Source organism: Xenorhabdus budapestensis, from assembly GCF_017743015.1.
GTDB lineage: Bacteria > Pseudomonadota > Gammaproteobacteria > Enterobacterales > Enterobacteriaceae > Xenorhabdus > Xenorhabdus budapestensis.
This window is the reverse complement of record NZ_CP072455.1, coordinates 1,027,918-1,045,427: the sequence shown is the minus strand read 5'-3', so window position 1 is coordinate 1,045,427 and position 17,510 is coordinate 1,027,918. Positions and strand designations below refer to the sequence as shown.

General features: G+C 42.3%; 20 protein-coding genes. 2 read left to right on the top strand and 18 right to left on the bottom strand.

Annotation, left to right across the window (positions count from 1 at the left end; all coding sequences use genetic code 11):
• Nucleotides 1-122 precede the first annotated feature (122 nt).
• Together HGO23_RS04760 and HGO23_RS04755 are read left to right on the top strand one after the other, a co-directional pair.
• On the top strand, nucleotides 123-281 hold the full coding sequence (locus HGO23_RS04760) for a DUF5993 family protein (protein ID WP_169923096.1): 159 nt from the start codon (nucleotides 123-125) through the stop codon (nucleotides 279-281).
• A gap of 12 nt (nucleotides 282-293) precedes the next feature.
• Nucleotides 294-857, top strand: coding sequence for a disulfide bond formation protein B (locus HGO23_RS04755; RefSeq protein WP_209028151.1), 564 nt, complete (start codon nucleotides 294-296; stop codon nucleotides 855-857).
• Between the two features lie 102 nt (nucleotides 858-959).
• On the opposite strand, the gene HGO23_RS04750 is transcribed toward HGO23_RS04755, so the two are convergent.
• From HGO23_RS04750 to HGO23_RS04665, 18 genes are all read right to left on the bottom strand, one after another.
• Nucleotides 960-2,090, bottom strand: coding sequence for an AAA family ATPase (locus HGO23_RS04750; RefSeq protein ID WP_209028150.1), 1,131 nt, complete (start codon nucleotides 2,088-2,090; stop codon nucleotides 960-962).
• On the bottom strand, nucleotides 2,087-2,797 hold the full coding sequence (locus HGO23_RS04745) for an RNA ligase family protein (protein WP_209028149.1): 711 nt from the start codon (nucleotides 2,795-2,797) through the stop codon (nucleotides 2,087-2,089). The genes HGO23_RS04750 and HGO23_RS04745 overlap by 4 nt, the downstream gene beginning before the upstream one ends.
• 429 nt (nucleotides 2,798-3,226) lie before the next feature.
• On the bottom strand, nucleotides 3,227-4,420 hold the full coding sequence (locus tag HGO23_RS04740) for an amino acid aminotransferase (protein WP_099137176.1): 1,194 nt from the start codon (nucleotides 4,418-4,420) through the stop codon (nucleotides 3,227-3,229).
• Between the two features lie 94 nt (nucleotides 4,421-4,514).
• Nucleotides 4,515-5,594, bottom strand: a complete 1,080-nt coding sequence (gene alr / locus HGO23_RS04735; protein WP_209028148.1) for an alanine racemase — start codon at nucleotides 5,592-5,594, stop codon at nucleotides 4,515-4,517.
• Between the two features lie 62 nt (nucleotides 5,595-5,656).
• Entirely contained in the window at nucleotides 5,657-7,066 is a 1,410-nt protein-coding gene (dnaB, locus tag HGO23_RS04730; RefSeq protein WP_099137172.1) for a replicative DNA helicase, read from the bottom strand.
• 419 nt (nucleotides 7,067-7,485) lie between these two features.
• Nucleotides 7,486-7,707, bottom strand: a complete 222-nt coding sequence (locus tag HGO23_RS04725) for a helix-turn-helix domain-containing protein (RefSeq protein ID WP_244967890.1) — start codon at nucleotides 7,705-7,707, stop codon at nucleotides 7,486-7,488.
• 12 nt (nucleotides 7,708-7,719) lie between these two features.
• Nucleotides 7,720-8,874, bottom strand: coding sequence for a hypothetical protein (locus HGO23_RS04720; RefSeq protein WP_209028147.1), 1,155 nt, complete (start codon nucleotides 8,872-8,874; stop codon nucleotides 7,720-7,722).
• Nucleotides 8,875-9,062: 188 nt separating this feature from the next.
• The gene (locus tag HGO23_RS04715; RefSeq protein WP_209028146.1) at nucleotides 9,063-9,326 is read right to left on the bottom strand and encodes a helix-turn-helix domain-containing protein; all 264 of its coding nucleotides are present in this window, start codon (nucleotides 9,324-9,326) and stop codon (nucleotides 9,063-9,065) included.
• A gap of 277 nt (nucleotides 9,327-9,603) precedes the next feature.
• A complete protein-coding gene (locus HGO23_RS04710; protein WP_209028145.1) occupies nucleotides 9,604-11,271 on the bottom strand; it encodes a terminase large subunit in 1,668 nt (555 codons plus the stop codon).
• Nucleotides 11,268-11,621 (bottom strand): phage terminase small subunit P27 family, encoded by a 354-nt coding sequence (locus HGO23_RS04705; protein ID WP_209028144.1) that lies wholly within the window; start codon nucleotides 11,619-11,621, stop codon nucleotides 11,268-11,270. Before HGO23_RS04705 ends, HGO23_RS04710 begins: the two co-directional genes overlap by 4 nt.
• A gap of 129 nt (nucleotides 11,622-11,750) precedes the next feature.
• Nucleotides 11,751-12,185, bottom strand: a complete 435-nt coding sequence (locus HGO23_RS04700) for an HNH endonuclease (protein ID WP_209028143.1) — start codon at nucleotides 12,183-12,185, stop codon at nucleotides 11,751-11,753.
• Nucleotides 12,186-12,482 carry a head-tail connector protein gene (locus HGO23_RS04695; RefSeq protein WP_209028142.1) on the bottom strand — a complete coding sequence of 99 codons (297 nt, stop codon included), beginning with the start codon at nucleotides 12,480-12,482 and terminating at the stop codon, nucleotides 12,186-12,188.
• Entirely contained in the window at nucleotides 12,482-12,814 is a 333-nt protein-coding gene (locus HGO23_RS04690) for a phage head closure protein (protein WP_209028141.1), read from the bottom strand. Before HGO23_RS04690 ends, HGO23_RS04695 begins: the two co-directional genes overlap by 1 nt.
• Nucleotides 12,811-14,028 (bottom strand): phage portal protein, encoded by a 1,218-nt coding sequence (locus HGO23_RS04685; protein ID WP_209028140.1) that lies wholly within the window; start codon nucleotides 14,026-14,028, stop codon nucleotides 12,811-12,813. Before HGO23_RS04685 ends, HGO23_RS04690 begins: the two co-directional genes overlap by 4 nt.
• Nucleotides 14,029-14,030: 2 nt before the next feature.
• Complete coding sequence (locus tag HGO23_RS04680) at nucleotides 14,031-14,579, bottom strand: HK97 family phage prohead protease (RefSeq protein ID WP_209028139.1); 549 nt, start codon at nucleotides 14,577-14,579, stop codon at nucleotides 14,031-14,033.
• A gap of 38 nt (nucleotides 14,580-14,617) precedes the next feature.
• Complete coding sequence (locus HGO23_RS04675; protein ID WP_209028138.1) at nucleotides 14,618-15,772, bottom strand: phage major capsid protein; 1,155 nt, start codon at nucleotides 15,770-15,772, stop codon at nucleotides 14,618-14,620.
• A 125-nt stretch (nucleotides 15,773-15,897) separates the two neighbouring features.
• Nucleotides 15,898-16,293 carry a DUF1240 domain-containing protein gene (locus tag HGO23_RS04670; RefSeq protein ID WP_209028137.1) on the bottom strand — a complete coding sequence of 132 codons (396 nt, stop codon included), beginning with the start codon at nucleotides 16,291-16,293 and terminating at the stop codon, nucleotides 15,898-15,900.
• Nucleotides 16,290-17,213: a hypothetical protein gene (locus HGO23_RS04665; RefSeq protein ID WP_209028136.1), complete on the bottom strand. Its 924-nt coding sequence runs from the start codon at nucleotides 17,211-17,213 to the stop codon at nucleotides 16,290-16,292. The genes HGO23_RS04670 and HGO23_RS04665 overlap by 4 nt, the downstream gene beginning before the upstream one ends.
• Between the last annotated feature and the right edge of the window lie 297 nt (nucleotides 17,214-17,510).

Genomic DNA, 17,510 nt, shown 5'->3' with positions numbered 1-17,510 from the left:
TCAGTCTGATATTGTTGTTCTAATATTATTGCTGGACCTTTAAAGATGCTGTGTTCACATTATAGGTAAATTTATTTCATAATGATATTATATATTTTGTTAACTTATATTGGAGATTAAATATGTATATGTTTTTACCGTTTTTAATTGCGTTAGTTATGATTGCTACTGTTGTTACCGGCAAGAAGAAACTGACCTATACGCTTTGGTTTGTCTTATTAATCATTACGGTATTTTGGTTTAAATATCATGCTACTGATGCACTGAATCTTTCTTTCTAACCGGAGGCCATAATGAATAATTCTATGTCAGCATCTCGCAATCTTAATCCTGCCATTACATTGAATATACTTGGTTTATTTGGTATTTGTGCCATTCTAATCGTGGCATTTTATTATCAACTGGCACATTTTGAACTTCCCTGCCCACTATGTCTGTTGCAACGTGCAGGCATCATGATGATTGGCTTTGGTTTCCTGTTTAATATCTATTTTGGTGTTAAAAACGCTCACTACAGCTTTTCCTTACTGGGTTGTATCGTAACTGGCTTTGTTGCTATGCGGCAGGTTTCTTTACATATCCTGCCTGGAGATGCAGGGTATGGCTCCACTTTCTTTGGTTTGCACTTCTATACGTGGGCTGCAATCTTATCTATTCTTACCATTATTGCTATTGCTGCCATCATGCCCCTGAAAGCAGGTAATCATGATCCAGCAAAATATTCACCACACATACTCGGCAAACTTGCTATGGGATTGTTCGCGATCTTGATCACCGCTAATCTGGTCTCTACTGTGCTGGAGTGTGGCAGTGGGCAGTGTGATGATAACCCAACATTTTATCAGCTATTGCAGTAATAACATTTCGTTATCTTGGTAGAAGAAAGAAGGCTGATACACTCCACAGCCTTCTCTTTTCCTGCAAGGCCATTTTCCCTGAAAGGCCATTCAGAAGGAAATTCAATATTCATAATTCATTGAATTATTGATGAAATAACACACCTCATGTGCTTCTTCAGGCGTCGGAACTTCTAGCTTAGACAGCATTCGATCCATCACTTTATCCGGTACAACATATTCGCGATTACTGTTTTGTTGTCGCCATCGTTTATAGTCCTGTTCGATATAAATAATCTTAACTTTAGCGTCATAACTGACAAATAGCTGAATAAGTTGCTGACGCATTTGACCGGTAAGATTAATAGCATTCCAGACAAAATCCTGTCGGTTACGCAATTTCTCTCTGGCCTGCTGTTTTGCCTGTTGTACAACCCAGCCATTGGCATTCTTGTCTTCCGGGCTTATCTGGTAACGACGTCGAATCGAATCCAAACCAATAACAAACCAATCTGGATAATACTGCTGGATAAAATGATCTTTTCCCATGCCAGGTAATCCACATAATAAAATCACCTGACTACCATAATCATCATAAGGTTGATAATCCGGCTGTTTACTTTCCGTGGAAAAATAATAAAAACGAGCTTCTGGAGAAGAGAATTTTCGTGCATTACTCCAACAATTTTGTTCACGGCAATAAAGTTCGAACAATTCGATGCGTTCCAGTAATTCCTGTGCATCATGACATTTGCGCCCTAAGACATCGGCTCTCGCTAATAAAGCCAATAGATAGGTGTCAACACGTAATGACGCCGCCAACAGAGTTTTCTGTGGTTCAGGTTTTTCCATCAACCATAGTGGTAATCCGTGAAAACGCACCAGAGCAGCAATTTGTTCACGTATCGCAAATGGTATAGGAATTTGCTGAAAAAAAATCTGCCTGACAGTCAACTCACCTTTACGGGCATGACCGGGAGAAACGATTCGTTCATCTAAATCCATCCGTGTAGTACTTCGCTTTTCCACGTCATGCAACAAAGCAGACGTCCAGAGTATTTCCTGTTCTTCTTTCTCCAGTGTTTGATACTCAGGCAACTGTTCCAATGCTGCCAGTACCATTTGAGTATGAATGGCAACATCACCTTCAGCGTGGTGAATGGGATCTTGCTGAACTCCCCCCATATCTGCAATGAAAGAAAACGTTTTAGATAAATAATCCCATGACTTATTTTTACTGAATATCCAACTCATTTTCTCTTTCCATCCGAATAGTATTCAAAGTAAAGAGGCGCTCGTTGCCAATGATGCTTCCAATGAATATCCGTTTTAACATGGTTTTTGCGCACAAACTTAAAAACATGATGTGGGAAATCAATAATTGAATACTCACCTGCATCACGGCTGACAATACCTTCCATTGAACAACGTTGTTTTGTTTGTGTATCCCATGAAGAAAAGCAACTTTCCTGCTTTGCGGTTTGAATAATATTTTTAATGAACGCTGATTCATCTCGTGTTTCAGGAATGGCAATTTCTGGCGTAGTAGGAAAATCAAATAAGGCAGCATAAAACTTTACCTCTTCCCAACTAAGCCATATATCTTTAATACGTATAGCAAAGACAAAGAAATATTCTTCAAGATGACGATATTCGATGGAGTGAATAGCATACAGATTCTCACCAAAAATCTCTATATCACCCAAATCACCCTTAATTAATTGCCAACGTTGGCGGATCTGCTGCGTCCATGCTGATTGTGTCGGTGCAGCATGAGAACGGGCAAATACACCATATTGGTTCAGGCAGTTATTTTCACCGTCTAATTTTTCTGTGTGAATAAATTGATTAATGTTCTGTATATCCTGCCACCAAACATGATTAATACGATCATCACTGGTTGTTCCTGGTGAGAATGGATAATGAAAAGTTCTACCATACTTTCTTGATTGCATATCCATAATGCTTTAGCTCTTTTAAAATTATCCCAATAAAAGCGTGTTACACCTTTACAGACTAATATTCACCTCAATAATTGATGAAAGAGTTCAAGAATTCAAGAGTTGGTGTTGCATTTTTTTATTCCTATTTGATTAATCTTTTGAAATTAAAAGATTAGTTTAAGCATTTTTGCTATTTAATATAAAGGTGGGAGAAGCGAGATTTTACATATCAGGACTTGATATATATCGGTGCTTACTATCATAGAAAACGGTTATAAATTAACATAGCGAGCAATTTACTGTCATGAAATAACCGATAAAAATCTTTTATTTTTATATTAAATAGAGATATCTGTAGAATATAAGAAACCCTTTGCCTAATACCAGAACAAAGGGCTGTAGTAATTATCTTCACCAATTCCCCAAATATTCAGGGAATAAAAATCACTAACTCACTGCCGCAAATGCTTCTGCAACACGCTGTACGTTATGATAGTTCACTCCGGCCATACAAACCCGGCCAGAACCAATCAAATAAACACCAAATTCTTCACGCAGGCGATTAACCTGTTCAGGACTAAAGCCGGTATAACTAAACATACCGCGTTGTTTCAGCAAGTGATCAAAGTTTTTCTCTGGCAACACATGTTTCAGTGCGCTAACCAACACAGTTCGCATTTCCAGAATGCGTAAACGCATCTGCTCGACTTCTTTCAACCATTGCGCTTTTAGTAACGGATCAACTAAGACTCTTGTTACAACCTGAGCACCAAAATTCGGTGGGCTGGAATAAATCCGACGTACACTGGCTTTCAATTGTCCCAGAACACATTCACTTGTTTTGGCATCATCGCAAATAACGGACAATCCACCAACACGCTCACCATACAGGGAGAAGATTTTTGAAAACGAATTGCTGATCAAACAAGGTAATTCTGCTTTTGCCATTGCCCGAATCGCGTAAGTATCTTCTTCCATTCCATCAGCAAATCCCTGATAAGCGATATCAAGGAATGGGATCAACGCCTGTTCTTTGGCAACCTGAGCTACCTGATCCCATTGTTCATTGGTGAGATCAGAGCCGGTTGGGTTATGACAGCAAGGGTGCATCAGAATAATGCTTTTTGCTGGCAATTGCCGGAAAGTTGCCAGCATTTCATCAAATCTTACCCCTTTGGTTTTATCATCAAAGTAAGGGTAATAATTTACTTTAAGCCCTGCTCCAGAGAAAATTGAAGAATGGTTTTCCCATGTCGGATCACTACACCACACTTCAGAATCAGGGAAATAACGATGCAAAAAGTCAGCACCAACTTTTAGTGCGCCTGAACCTCCAACAGTTTGAATCGTTGCAATACGATTTTGCTGCAACAACGGATGATCTTCACCGAACAATAATTCTTGAATTGCCAGCCGGTAACCAAGCAAACCTTCCATGGGGAGATAAAGAGACGCAGACTGTGGCAAAGCTTTCATTTGTTCTTCTGCGATTGCAACAGCCTGCAATTGAGGTGTTATACCCTGCTCGTCGTAATACAACCCAACGCTCAGATTAATTTTTTCTACACGGGGGTCTTTTTTAAACACTTCCAACAACGAAAGTATAGGATCACCTGCGTAAGCATCAACATTCTGGAACACGACATTATACTCCCTGCTACTTAGTTAGCATAAAAACTGTTGTATAAAAATAGTGATATAAAAACACAATAACAGACAATATAACTTAACCCGATTATTCGTCCAGATATTCCATTGCAACACGTGAGGTTAGTTTCGTGATCAGCTCATAGGCACTAATCCCCGTATATTCCGCAATTCTTTCAGCAGGTAAGACTGTACTCCAGAGAATAACTTCATCACCCACTTTGTCCTGACAATCTGGCCCCAAATCCACCGTAATCATATCCATGGAAACCCGGCCAACAAGAGGAACTTCACGTCCATTAATAAAGATGGGTGTGCCTGATGGTGCACTGCGGGGATAGCCATCACCATATCCGATTGCCACAACACCTAAATATGTGTCACGTTCACTAACCCAAGTACCGCCATAACCTACCGCTTCACCCGAGTTGTGCTTGCGTACAGCAATTAAGCTAGATTTCAATGTCATCGCTGGCATTAAGTTAAAATCAGCCGCAGTTTTATCTGCCATTGGCGATACACCATACATCATGATGCCAGGACGAACCCAATCCAGATGTGCCTGTGGCCACAACAAAACTCCCCCAGATGCTGAAATAGATTTTTCACCAGCTTTACTCGCAATAAATGACATAAAACGTTCAATTTGCAGGGAAGTTGTATCCATCAGTGGTTCATCGGCACGACTAAAGTGGGTGATCATATTAACGGGCTGTTCGACGTTACGGCAACGACTCAAGCGTTGATAAAAATCTTCTGCTTCATCCAGACGAACGCCAAGACGATGCATCCCCGTATCCAACTTCATCCACACCTTAATTGGATGAGGTAAATTAGCCTGTTCCAGAGCTTCAAGTTGTTCGATGTTGTGCACCACGGTTTCAATATGATTGGCAACCAAAACAGGGAGATCTGACGCCCCTAAAAAACCCTCCAGAAGCAGGATTGGCTTGATAATCCCGTTACTGCGCAGATCCAATGCTTCCCCTATTCGTGCAACGCCAAAACAATCAGCGTCTTCCATTGTATACGCAGTTTCCAATAAACCATGTCCATAGGCGTTTGCTTTCACAACTGCAAGCAATTTACTGTTCGGAGCTTTCGCCCTGACCTGTTGCAGATTATGTCGCAGAGCACGGCGGTTGATAACAGCAGTTGCCGCTTTCATTTTGTCCCCTTTTTATTCTTTTCCGGTCAGTAGGTTTTCAATAATACGTTATTCATTATTGTTTATTCATCGCTGTAGCTTGGCCCTGCATAATTATCAAACCGTGACCATTGACCATTAAACGTTAGCCTCACTGTACCGATAGGGCCATTACGCTGTTTACCAATGATAATTTCTGCCACACCTTTCTGTTCACTATTATCGTGATATACCTCATCACGATAAATAAACATGATTAAGTCAGCATCCTGTTCGATAGAGCCTGATTCACGCAGGTCTGAGTTAACGGGCTTTTTATCAGCTCGCTGCTCCAGACTACGGTTAAGCTGGGATAATGCAACAACGGGTACTTGGAGTTCTTTCGCCAATGCCTTGAGTGATCGGGATATTTCAGCAATTTCCAAGGTACGGTTATCAGATAGGGAAGGCACCCGCATTAATTGCAGGTAGTCGATCATGATCAGGCTAAGCCCACCATTTTCACGGAAAACTCTTCTTGCTCGGGAGCGCACTTCAGTAGGGGTTAAACCGGATGAATCATCAATATACATATTGCGTTTTTCCAGCAAAATCCCCATGGTGCTGGAAATACGCGCCCAGTCCTCGTCATCAAGCTGACCAGTACGAATACGTGTTTGATCTACACGGGAAAGAGACGCCAACATACGCATCATGATCTGATTGCCGGGCATCTCCAGACTAAAAATCAAAACGGGTTTATCCTGCATCATCGCTGCGTTTTCACATAAGTTCATCGCAAAAGTGGTTTTACCCATTGAAGGACGTGCTGCGACAATGATTAAGTCAGATTTTTGTAAGCCAGCGGTTTTTTTATCCAAATCTTGATAACCGGTAGAAACTCCTGTCACACCGTCATGCGGACGTTGATACAGTTGTTCAATTCGTTCAACCGTTTCTTCCAGGATCTGCTCAATGCCTTTCGGGCCTTCGTTTTTATTCGCCCTATTTTCTGCGATTTGGAATACCCTTGATTCCGCCAGATCTAATAATTCTTCACTGGTGCGGCCTTGTGGATCATACCCCGCATCTGCAATTTCATTAGCAACGGCGATCATATCGCGAACAACAGCACGTTCACGGACAATATCCGCATAAGCATTAATGTTCGCCGCACTTGGGGTATTTTTGGACAATTCGGCCAGATAAGCAAAGCCGCCGACATTATCCAGCTCCCCATTTTGCTCCAAGGATTCTGATAATGTAATCAGGTCGATAGGTTTGCCCATTTCAAGCAAACGCTGCATTTCAGCAAAAATACGCCGATGTGGACGACTGAAAAAATCATTGCTGGTGACACGTTCGGATACGTTATCCCAACGTTCATTATCCAGCATCAAACCGCCCAACACGGATTGCTCTGCTTCCAAAGAGTGTGGTGGAAGTTTCAGCCCTTCCACTTGGCGATCTTTTGGTTCAGCCATACTGTTGTTAGTTGGTTTTTTTCCAGCCATGTACCACATCAATCCACTAAACAAAAACGAAATAGCGTACCAGTATACGCCATGAAAACAACCTTGAGTAATTATATATAGTCTATACTCGTAATTAAAAGACAACTGATTGATATTGAATAAATAATCCTCATTTTTTGACGAGTTTGCTCTTGTTTATTTATATAATTGTTTATACATAGAACACTGAACAAATCTATAAACAAAGCATAAGATAAAAACAATACAAAAGAAAAGAAAGAATGAGAGTGAATGCGTGATCAATAAAACGTGGTCAGTACGTTTAACGTTCCAAGCTATGAGGGTTGCGTGTATTCAGTTGAAAACTATTAAAGTAACAACTACGAATGTTACTGCTAGTGAGAAGATACCCCGTTACGGCTATCTTCCCGATGATTTTCAAATGGAACTGATTATTTTTATGATTTATCCCGAACCTTGCGTTCAATCAATTCACCATACGAATCAAAATAGCGACTAGGCCAGATTTCTGAGGGATGTATTTCGAGATAGTTAGCAATAATCCATTCGCCTTTCGGCCACGGTCTGCTGAGAGTATTTGCCAGTGTAGATGAACTGAGGCCAGATTCACGAGAAACATCCGCTAAGGTTGTTGGAGCGGGACTAGTGAAATTATTCACCTACTGATATAACTAACATTCGAGAAATGCTTCTAAAAAATCTATAGGAATATTGCATAGATTTGTATCATGCCAATAAAAACTATTATCAAAAAATATATTTGATAGTTCAAAATCATCATATACATTGTACACAGGATCGTTAAAGAGCAAATCTACTATTTTTCCTATTATATTAGAAATAGATGTTAGATATTTATAAGTCATCTCACAAAAAACAATAAACTTTATTAGTGATTGCTCATAGTTAACCGTATCAATATCATTATTTTTTTTATAAAAAATAAAATAGAAATCGGTACTTGCAATATAATCATCAAAATAATCTAAAGATAGATAATTATTTAAATGGAGAATGCCCTTTATTTTATTAATCTGAGACTTCAATTCAATAAAAAGACTACTGTAATCGTTTTCTTTACTTTTAACAAGTGTAATTTTTTTATTTTCTGTAGAAAATGATAGATTAAAAGATTTTAGAATTTTAGTCATATCTTCTATATTATTATTTAATTCTCTTAAAAAATCATCACTTAACTTTGGGTTGAAGTTATATTTCAAATTTTCATGTCTTGAATAAATTTCAGAAAATAATTTTCTTCCATGTGAAATCACTATAGTTTCATCAAAGTTATATTTATTTAAATCATTTTCGACACTGATAATATCTTTTAATAAACTAGTATCATTAGCATTGTAATGGTTATGTTCCTTTATCTCTCCCAAGCCTTCAATAAGGTATTTATTATGAGCGTAAAAGGCATCCATGTTATTTTTAGTTAAGGCTAGCTCTATTTGTTTTTCAGTATTTTTAATCTGTATTTCGGTTTTTTCAATCTGTGCATGTGTTTGTATTGTTCTATGGATATTGGAAACAATAACTCCTAGCACAGGAGACAAAGCTAAAATAGATAAAGGAAATTTGCTGATCTCAAAAAAAGTATCTAATCCTTTTCTATCTAAACGTGGAATGTAATCCTTCCAAATAAAAGTACCAAACACTAAGAAAAGAACAATTGGTGAAATTACAGCAAACCAAAAAACACCTTGTTTATCTAAACTTTTTTCGTCTAGATTTAATTTCTTATCGTTTAATAAACTAAAAAAGGCGCCTAAAAAAACACATACTATGATAAATATCCAGAAAGTAGAAAGTATCGCATTCATATATCCCCCCAAAAAAATCAAAGTCATGTATCATCATGATTTTTAGGCTGATTTTCAAAAATTCAGCCTTGAAGTAGAATCAAGTATTTAAACTCTATAAAATACTATAAAAGCGCAAATGATATAAATTTTGCGCTTTACTTTTGTATAGAATACATTATGGATAATATAAAACAATAAAAGATCAATTATTGCTCTGGTGTATTTCTGGCCTTCCGGTCAAAAAGTTCACCAGCCATACTAAAATAACGGCTAGGCCAGATTTCAGAGGGGTGTATTTCGAGATAGTTAGCAATAATCCATTCGCCTTTAGGCCACGGGCGGCTGAGAGTATTTGCCAGTGTAGATGAACTGAGTCCTGCTTCACGAGAAACAGCCGCTAAGGTTGTACCACGTTTACGTAATGCGGCAATAATATCGGCTTGATGCCAATCATTTTTAACATTATTCATTCCTGCTACCCCTTCCATTAATTAACATTGATGGTGGCGATTCAGACAGGGTTATCACAACCGGGAGTAACCATCCGGCGAGGCCGAAGCCTCCCCTGCCTGAACCACCATTGAATGGGCGAATGCAGGCACACTGGCAGAAAATTCCTACCAGTGGGTTACTCTTAGCAAGGGTGATAATCCTTGACCACTGAATTTTGCCAGTGGCGGAGCTACTTTAACTGATTGGTTTATCTGCTTCAATAAGCGAATCAGTAAAAGTACTTACCTTTTTACGTTATATCCCATCAAAACTATCCAGTCGCTGCTGCTGTTCTTCACTTAAGTTAAACGCAAACTCTTCATGCTCTGCTTGCCATGTACCAAAACTCATCAGGAACGCGATAGCGGGATCGATTTTGTTCGCTGATTTCTTCTTGTTCGGCTTGATATTAGCGTTAGCGTCAGTCTCCATCACCACATTGGACATTGCCCACGCGAGCACTGGATCACCGTTGTGACGAATGACCTTGCGGTTAACGAACACCTCGGCGGATTTGGCAACGGGGCTAAAGCGCATATAGGTTTGTGGGAATGGCTCAACATCCAGCCCCGCACCTTGTAACTGAGTTCTTAGGTGGGTGGCGTTCCATGTGTCAAAGCCCACCAGCCTGATATCAAAGTGCTGACTGTCTTTGAGAATATCATCACGAATACGGTCATAATCAATGCAATCGCCTGTAGTAGTAGTAGTACGTATCCAGCCCATTTGTACCCACTGTCGATACACAGCCCGATTCTTATTGGCAGGGTTCTGTAACTGGGCTTCGGGCAGGTAATGGCGGGTCAGTAATAATAGTTCGTTATCTACGGGAAAGGTGGAACAGATACTGGTAATATCGCCTGTTGAGGATAAATCCAGTCCGGCGTAACACTCCAGCCCCTTAAGATCGCGCTCGTTATACTCCATCTGACAAGCTTTCCATGCGCCTTCACCCATCCACGGCGTTTCCCCCTGACACCAGATATTAAAGCGTTTGGTTAACATCTCCGTCCATTGTGAAGGAATATTACGGGCTTTCTGTATCGTGTCGTGCAGTGCGTCACTGTCTACCGAGACATTCAGATTGGGGTTGGCCTTGATCCAAAGCGCTTCATCATCAATCTCGTTCTCGTCGCCCAGCTCGTAAATCAGGGCAAACAGCGATGCGTTGTGTTCTTCGCCATCCAGTATCTGACAGCAATAATCATAGTGCTGTTTACAGGCGGATATCACGTTACTGCCCGCCGTGGTAATGGCAAACAGGACACCTTCGGGACGTGCGCCCATGCCTAATTCAAGGGCAGAATACACCGCGTTATCAGGGTGCAAATGGTACTCATCGACAATGGCCAGACTGGGGTTTGTGCCCTCAATCGTGGAAGCTTTGGCTGCCAGTGGCTTTAACAGGCTATTGGTTTTCGAATAGGTCAGTTTATGTTGCTGGATGGATACCCGCTTTTTCAGCGGCTTTGATAACAAACTCATCTGGCGGGCATCATCAAACACGATACGCGCCTGATCGCGGCTCACGGCGGCGGTGTAAATATCCTGCTGGCCTGACTCCATCACCAAGAACCAATTAGCCAATATCGCGGCAACCGTGGATTTCGCATTTTTGCGTGGCACCTGAATATAGGCGCTACGGTACTTTCTGCGGCCAGTAGCCTTTACCTTGAAGCCAAACAGGTTAGCAAAAGCGAATTGCTGCCACGGCTCAAGGATTATCGGTTTACCGCGTAAATGGCCTTTGACGTGCGGACAGAGACGGGAGAAGGCAATAAAACGCACCACAACCTCAGAATCAAACGTATAACGTGGGTTATTCAGGTCGTTATAGTAGCGTTTCACGGCCTGTTTCAGTCGCTTACAGGCCGAAATCTTACCGTTTTGGATATCAAAAGCATACTGCTCCCATGTATTCATAGGCGGTCTAACTCGTCTTCTTCCTCAGTTTCTATCGGATTTTTACGCCGTGACACCGGATCAAAGCCGAGCAATGACGACATTTTTATCATGATTTTTTCTGCATCGGATTTGGCACTCAGTGACGGATTGCGGCTTTCGCTGCCCTGACTGTTTACGATGCTAAAGCCCCGAATATCAAGGTCTGCCACCGCTTTTCGGTAAATGGCATAGTTGACGCAGTACAGTTCTAAGTTGTTCCAGTCAGCGGCGGTCAGATCTTCCCGTTCGCCTAAGATTTTTGCCTTGGATTTCCACTGACTGGCGGCAATGTCATTAAGATAAGTCGGGGGTTTGGGTGCTCTTGCCATAATTTTCTGTCTTCCTTGTGAGTTTATTTTCAAAAAAAGTGCCGGGCGTAAAAATCGCAGGAAGGGGTCGGTTCCGCTGAGAAACGCGTTTGTCATTTTTGATACCCCCACCCACTATTTCATTTGTTATTATTCTGCGACTAACCAACCGCGACGCTTTGCCGCTTCGGTTTCCCGTTCCTGATAGATACCCTGTTTACGCTTCGCTTTGGTGATAGGGTCTGTCTGTACGGTCTTGCGGTTATGGCAGGGCGGGCATAACGATTGATGATTGGATTCAGGCCAGAACAACACATCAGCTTCACCCTGTATCGGGATAATGTGATCCACAATCGTTGCAGAGGCATAGATATCTTGCTGTAGGCAGTGGACACACAACGGATTGGCTTTCAGGTATTGCAGCCGGTAGCGCCCCCATCGGTTACTGTAGCCTCGTTGGGTTCGGGTTCCCCGTTGTTTGTCCTGCTGCCGTCTGGCTTCCCGTTGGTGTTGTTCACAGCGACCTGACTTCACCCGTTCACGGCAACTCGGGTAACTACAGCGCTTTAAAGGTTGCCACGGCATCTAATACACTCCCACATCACGATAGACAGACCACAATGACTTGATGGTAAAAGGGACTTCTTTAAGTTCTGCTTCTGTCACCATCTCCCGATTTTCATACAGAAAGCCAATATAAAGCAGACAGCCCACCTTAATAGCAGGGGTAAAAGCCAACCCGTTATCAAACCGCTTGCCGATATGTTGCTGGCAGACTTCCAGCGCGGCTTCGGCATAGCCCATTAACAAGGCATCATCAAGCGTGTCGCTTTCATCCAGCCGGCAATGCTGTTTGATTTCATTTAAAGGGATTTCAGCCATTAGAAAACACCGCCTTTACAAAGCAACTCTAAGCGGGTGTGTTTCGCATCAGGGATAACCGCCACAATGTCAAAAGCGGTTCCTCTGGTGTTAGCCCCGTCATAGAGAATAATATTGGCGGTGGTCACGTCATCACGGTGACGCATCCAGATACGCACAGTGGCCTCAGAGAACACGGCACCGGATGCCAAACGCTCACGCCCGCTAATCGCCCTCACTTCTGCCCAGACGGTGGCGGCATCCACCCACTTGTCAATAACCTGCCCTGACGGGGCGCGTGACTGCTCGGATTTCTGGATAGTCACCCGATGCCTCAATCTGCCTGCTCTCATTCCTTACCCTCCGGTTGTTTCTTGATTTCTACCGTTTGCTTCCATGCCTGACTGAATTCATCACCCCCTTCACGGGGAGAGAGTCCCTCACGTTCACGGGCTTCATTCGGGCACATGACACCGGATTTAATCGCCGTCTCGTAGCTTTGGAAGCGTTCTTTCGGATTGGCACGAAGCAAATCGGCTGTATCAAATTCCACTTGGTAACGAATGCCGCGTTTCGGTGATGTCATCAGCAAGGCGGCTTTGATTTGTTGCTCAAAGTTGGCAAGCCACGGGCGCATGGTGATAGTCAGAAAAGCGCGGGACGCTTCGCTAAAGTTACTGTAAGTGCTGTTTGAATACTCTTGCAGAAAGATCGGGCTGACGTTGAACATACGGGCGATATCGTCAATCGTGAAACGGCGGGAAGCCAGCCATTCAGCATCTTGGTTACTCATGCCTAATTGCTGGTAGTCCATGCCACCTTCAAGGATCGGCGTTTTCCCTGCATTGCGAGCGCCCTTGTAACGTTCAAGGGCTTCCAGTGCTTTAGCCCCCTTTGTCCCGTCCAGCCAGTCAGCGGATTTAATCACCCCTGCCGCCATCATACCGTCTTTCATGATACTGGCGCCGTGGCGTTGTTGTGCCAGTCCCAAGCCCAAGGTTTCGCGGCAAATGGTGACAGGCGAGCGTCCAAGAAAACCGTCTTCGGTGGCATAGCGCAGATGCAGGATTTCTTCCTGTAAGTAGGTTTTTACCTTGCCGCTATAAGGTTCGGTGATGGTATACGCGAACCGGTGATCCGATAATCGTTGTGGTACAACCGCTGACGGTAAGTAAGGGTGCAACGATTGTGGCTGACCGTCCCGTCCCCAGACAATCACCGCATAAGCATTGCCATTTAATAAGCAATGACGCATCAGGGTTCGCTTAAACTGAAATGGGGTCTGGAAGTCATTCGGACACTCATTCAGCAAATAATCGACAGGATGATCACTGAGCCATTCGCGGGATTCTGTCCCGTTCTGGTGCTGAACCCGATAAAGGTAACAGGGCATGGTAGCGACCGCTTCACTAATCACGGTGACAGCATTCATCACCGCAGGTAAACCTTCCGCTGTAGACGGTGAAACATGCTCGCCCGATTTGGTGTTAGACACGCCCGCCAGAGAAAGAAATTCATCAATGCTCATGCTGCGGGTTTCCGTGTCTTTTCGCTTAAAAGGCCACATGGTTACACCTCGGACAGTTGCAGCCAGTAATGACGCAAATCAACATGATTAGGCTTGGCGGCATTCAGGGAACGTCTGGCAATCTCAACACCGCTTTCAGGGTAGGCGGGCAAGCTGGTGATGGTGATTTCCCTCAGTTCCGCTTCTAAAACGGTTCTCAGATACGGCTCTTGACCAATATCCCACTGATCTTTTAGCGCCCTGAATCCAAAGGACATACCGGAAATATCACCCCGTTCAACCAGAGTCAGCACATCGCGCCCCAATTGGGTATCAGGCGGGGTTAGTTCGAAGCGTAGTCCGGTAGTATCTTCGGCAAGCTGTAACGTACCGGACGTGGTACGGCCTAACAGGTTCATGTGGTCATGTTCATACAGTGCCCTGACATCTGTACCCGCTGTTAAACTGGTACGAAAGGCATTCGGGGCGAACTGCTCGACAAACTCATCCCACAGAATTTGGGATCGACTGTTCCACTTAATCACATAGCCCACCAGCTTTTTATCAGCAGCAGACAGAGACGCGGTGCGAATTTCAAAATCGTTATTCATCCTATGGACTCCCAACAAGGGACTTTCGCCCCTTTCGCTTATTTCGACGCGGTTTTAACTTCAAGGATCTTGATTGCGTTGGAGTCCACCAGACCGCCACCCAGATATTTATCGGTGTGTACCTTATAAAATCCTGGCTCGGTGATATTGTCGGGGCGGGTGCGGATGCCTGTTTCATGGTCAACAATGAAATAACCACGTTTGAAGTCACCCAGACCAATCACACCATCGGGCATAAATTCTAGATAATGGACAGGTAAGCCCAGCAACATATCGGGATCACCCGCTTGTAAGCGTTCCCGCCAGATATAATCACCATTATCATTTTTCAGTTTTTGCACTTTGGCGGCAGTATTGGAGTTCATCACCCATACAGAATTCTTGCGGTATTTATTCTTAAGCAGGAACTTAAGATCAATCAGGCTATCAGCCTCAAGCGTGGTAGCTTCCAGTTTTTGCAGCGTGCCAAAATCACGTACCTTGTCGCCTTGGATGTCGCGAGGATAAGACAGAAAGCCTTTCGCTTTTTTACTGCCGTCTCCGCTGACCAGATCCGTTTCTTCGGTATCGACAAACGTGTCGGCAATTTCAGAAGTCAACCAACTCAAAATATCCACATCGCTAAAATCGATAATTTCTTGGGTGGTTTTGGGATAAGCGTAGATAGGAAATAGCTTGATGCTGACTTCTTCCATTTTCGGTGTGGCAGTTTCACCGCGTGCCTTGCCTTCTTCCCCGTGGGCTACGGCTGCACCCCCAGCAGAAACCAACTGCTTGTATTCGTTGCTGTGTGTGGTTTTCACCGTACAGATCCGGCGCATCACTGACTCATAACTCAGTTGTTGCATGATCTGTTTGTTCAGCTCAGGGATAACGGTATAGCCCCCGTCTGATGAAATTCCCGTAGACAGGGAGCGGGTTTCGCCAGTCAGAACATAGTGGCGCAACTCGTCATTGCTGAGGTTTTCGCGGGTCGGTTGGGGTTTACTTGCCTGATTGCGTTCTTCATTAGATAAAGCCTCATAACGGGCTATTTCGGTATTGAGTGCCTCAGACTGCATGCGCAGCTCGTCGAACTGTTTGGCTTCATCCGTATTGAGTGAGCGTTTTTCATCTTCGGCTTTGGTAAGCAGAGAACGCATTTGTTGGGTTAAATCGGATTTTTGCTGGCGTAATTCGAGTAGTTTTTTCATTGTGTCTTATGGTTATTTATTTTCCTCAAAGACACTATTTAATACTATCTAAAATAATTAAAAAGCCTCTAAATTTTAGAGGCTAAACAGGACAAAACATAAGGACAGAATATTTACAAAAAATTTCATTTACACAGCGATAAATTTTTGACGTAAGTAGTTGGCGACATCCACGATATTTTATCACATGTTAAATAACCATCATTTTTTAACTTATAGCTCACATAAAAAGATATAGGTAAACTAACGATGAATGATGTAATCATCAGCATACTTAAGTACTTAACAATAACCTTGTTAAATTTAGGCAGCCTATCAAATAGAAAGAAAAAAATAGAACCTGATAAAGAATAAAACAATAGAGGAAAAGACATAAAACATATGATAACGGCGCTAGAAAATGTTATCTCATCTCTCATAAGTATTAATGAAATAGCAGAATCAACAACTAAGCTCATCATAAATGTCAGTCCTAACAACAGTATTAGCACACCTAATGCTTTAACATATTTATTATTCACCTCATCCTTCCTAATCCATTAAAAAAATGTCGTAAATCCGCTTCTGGCGCTCTTGGTTTTCTGTCCCTTTGTTCTTTTAAAAATGCTATTAATTTTTCACTTATTCCATATTGTTTATCAAGAACGTCCAAACCATAAGCAACCAAAAAACCCGTTACCAAAACTATTCCAGCAGCAGCAATAATACTCCCACCTACAATGGCTGTTGCAGTTAAAACTGTACCGACAATCCAAGACGCAGCCGCAGTAATTGCTGTTTTAGCCATATCAATTGTTATGTTTCCGAGAAAATCAGCTAAAGTATACTCATCCTTAAAAATACTTTCTACGACCCGATATCCAATAGAAAAGATGATGCAGAATCTGACCCCTCTTACAATGCTGTTATTAAGACCCTGCTGCCCTATCCCCATCCCTATCATTTGAGGATGATTAGCACCGTATCGTGTTCCCCTGACAAGTCTCCTAAGACCTGCATGCCCCGACACATGAATATACGTGCGGCCATTTTCTGCCACATGTGTTCTAGCAGTGATATTTAACCTCTGAAACTCCCGGCAAACATCATAAAATCCTCGCGAATCATAGATATTTCCGGCATAAGGAGAAATAGGATCTGTGACAGAAAATAGATGTGACATAGGGCCTTTTGTCTGGTCGTCCTCTTCAATACCCCTTGCCAGTGATTCACCGTGACTTGGATTTTGTGGACGACTAGGATTGATATCTTCAATAATGCTCTGGGCTTGAGCTAATGTAAGAACGTAGTGATATTGAGTATTCTTATTTAATTCCTTTTCCAATCCTATACTATCAAAAAATTCATGCTGAGGTATTAACTGGTTAATTCCCACTTTTCCATTTAAGTAATCCCCCAAATAACCGTGCCAAGTGGGATTATAATCTTTACGCCTAGTCATTTAAGCTCTCCATACTATTTCATATTGAATAATTCCAAATGTCACCATAATACTAATAAAAAATAACTGACTTATATCCAGTGACTCCCTTAGAAATCTTTTTGAAGCCATCCACTGTACACACTATGCATGATTTTTAAGAGGCCTGTCATATCTGGGTTTGTGACCATTAATATGGTATTCATTAACTATTCATCTGTTAACTAAAACCTTTTTAGATTATGTATGACATGTATACTTAGCGTACAGAAGAAGAATAACTATACATCCTATTTTTATATTTAAAATCAGAAAAAT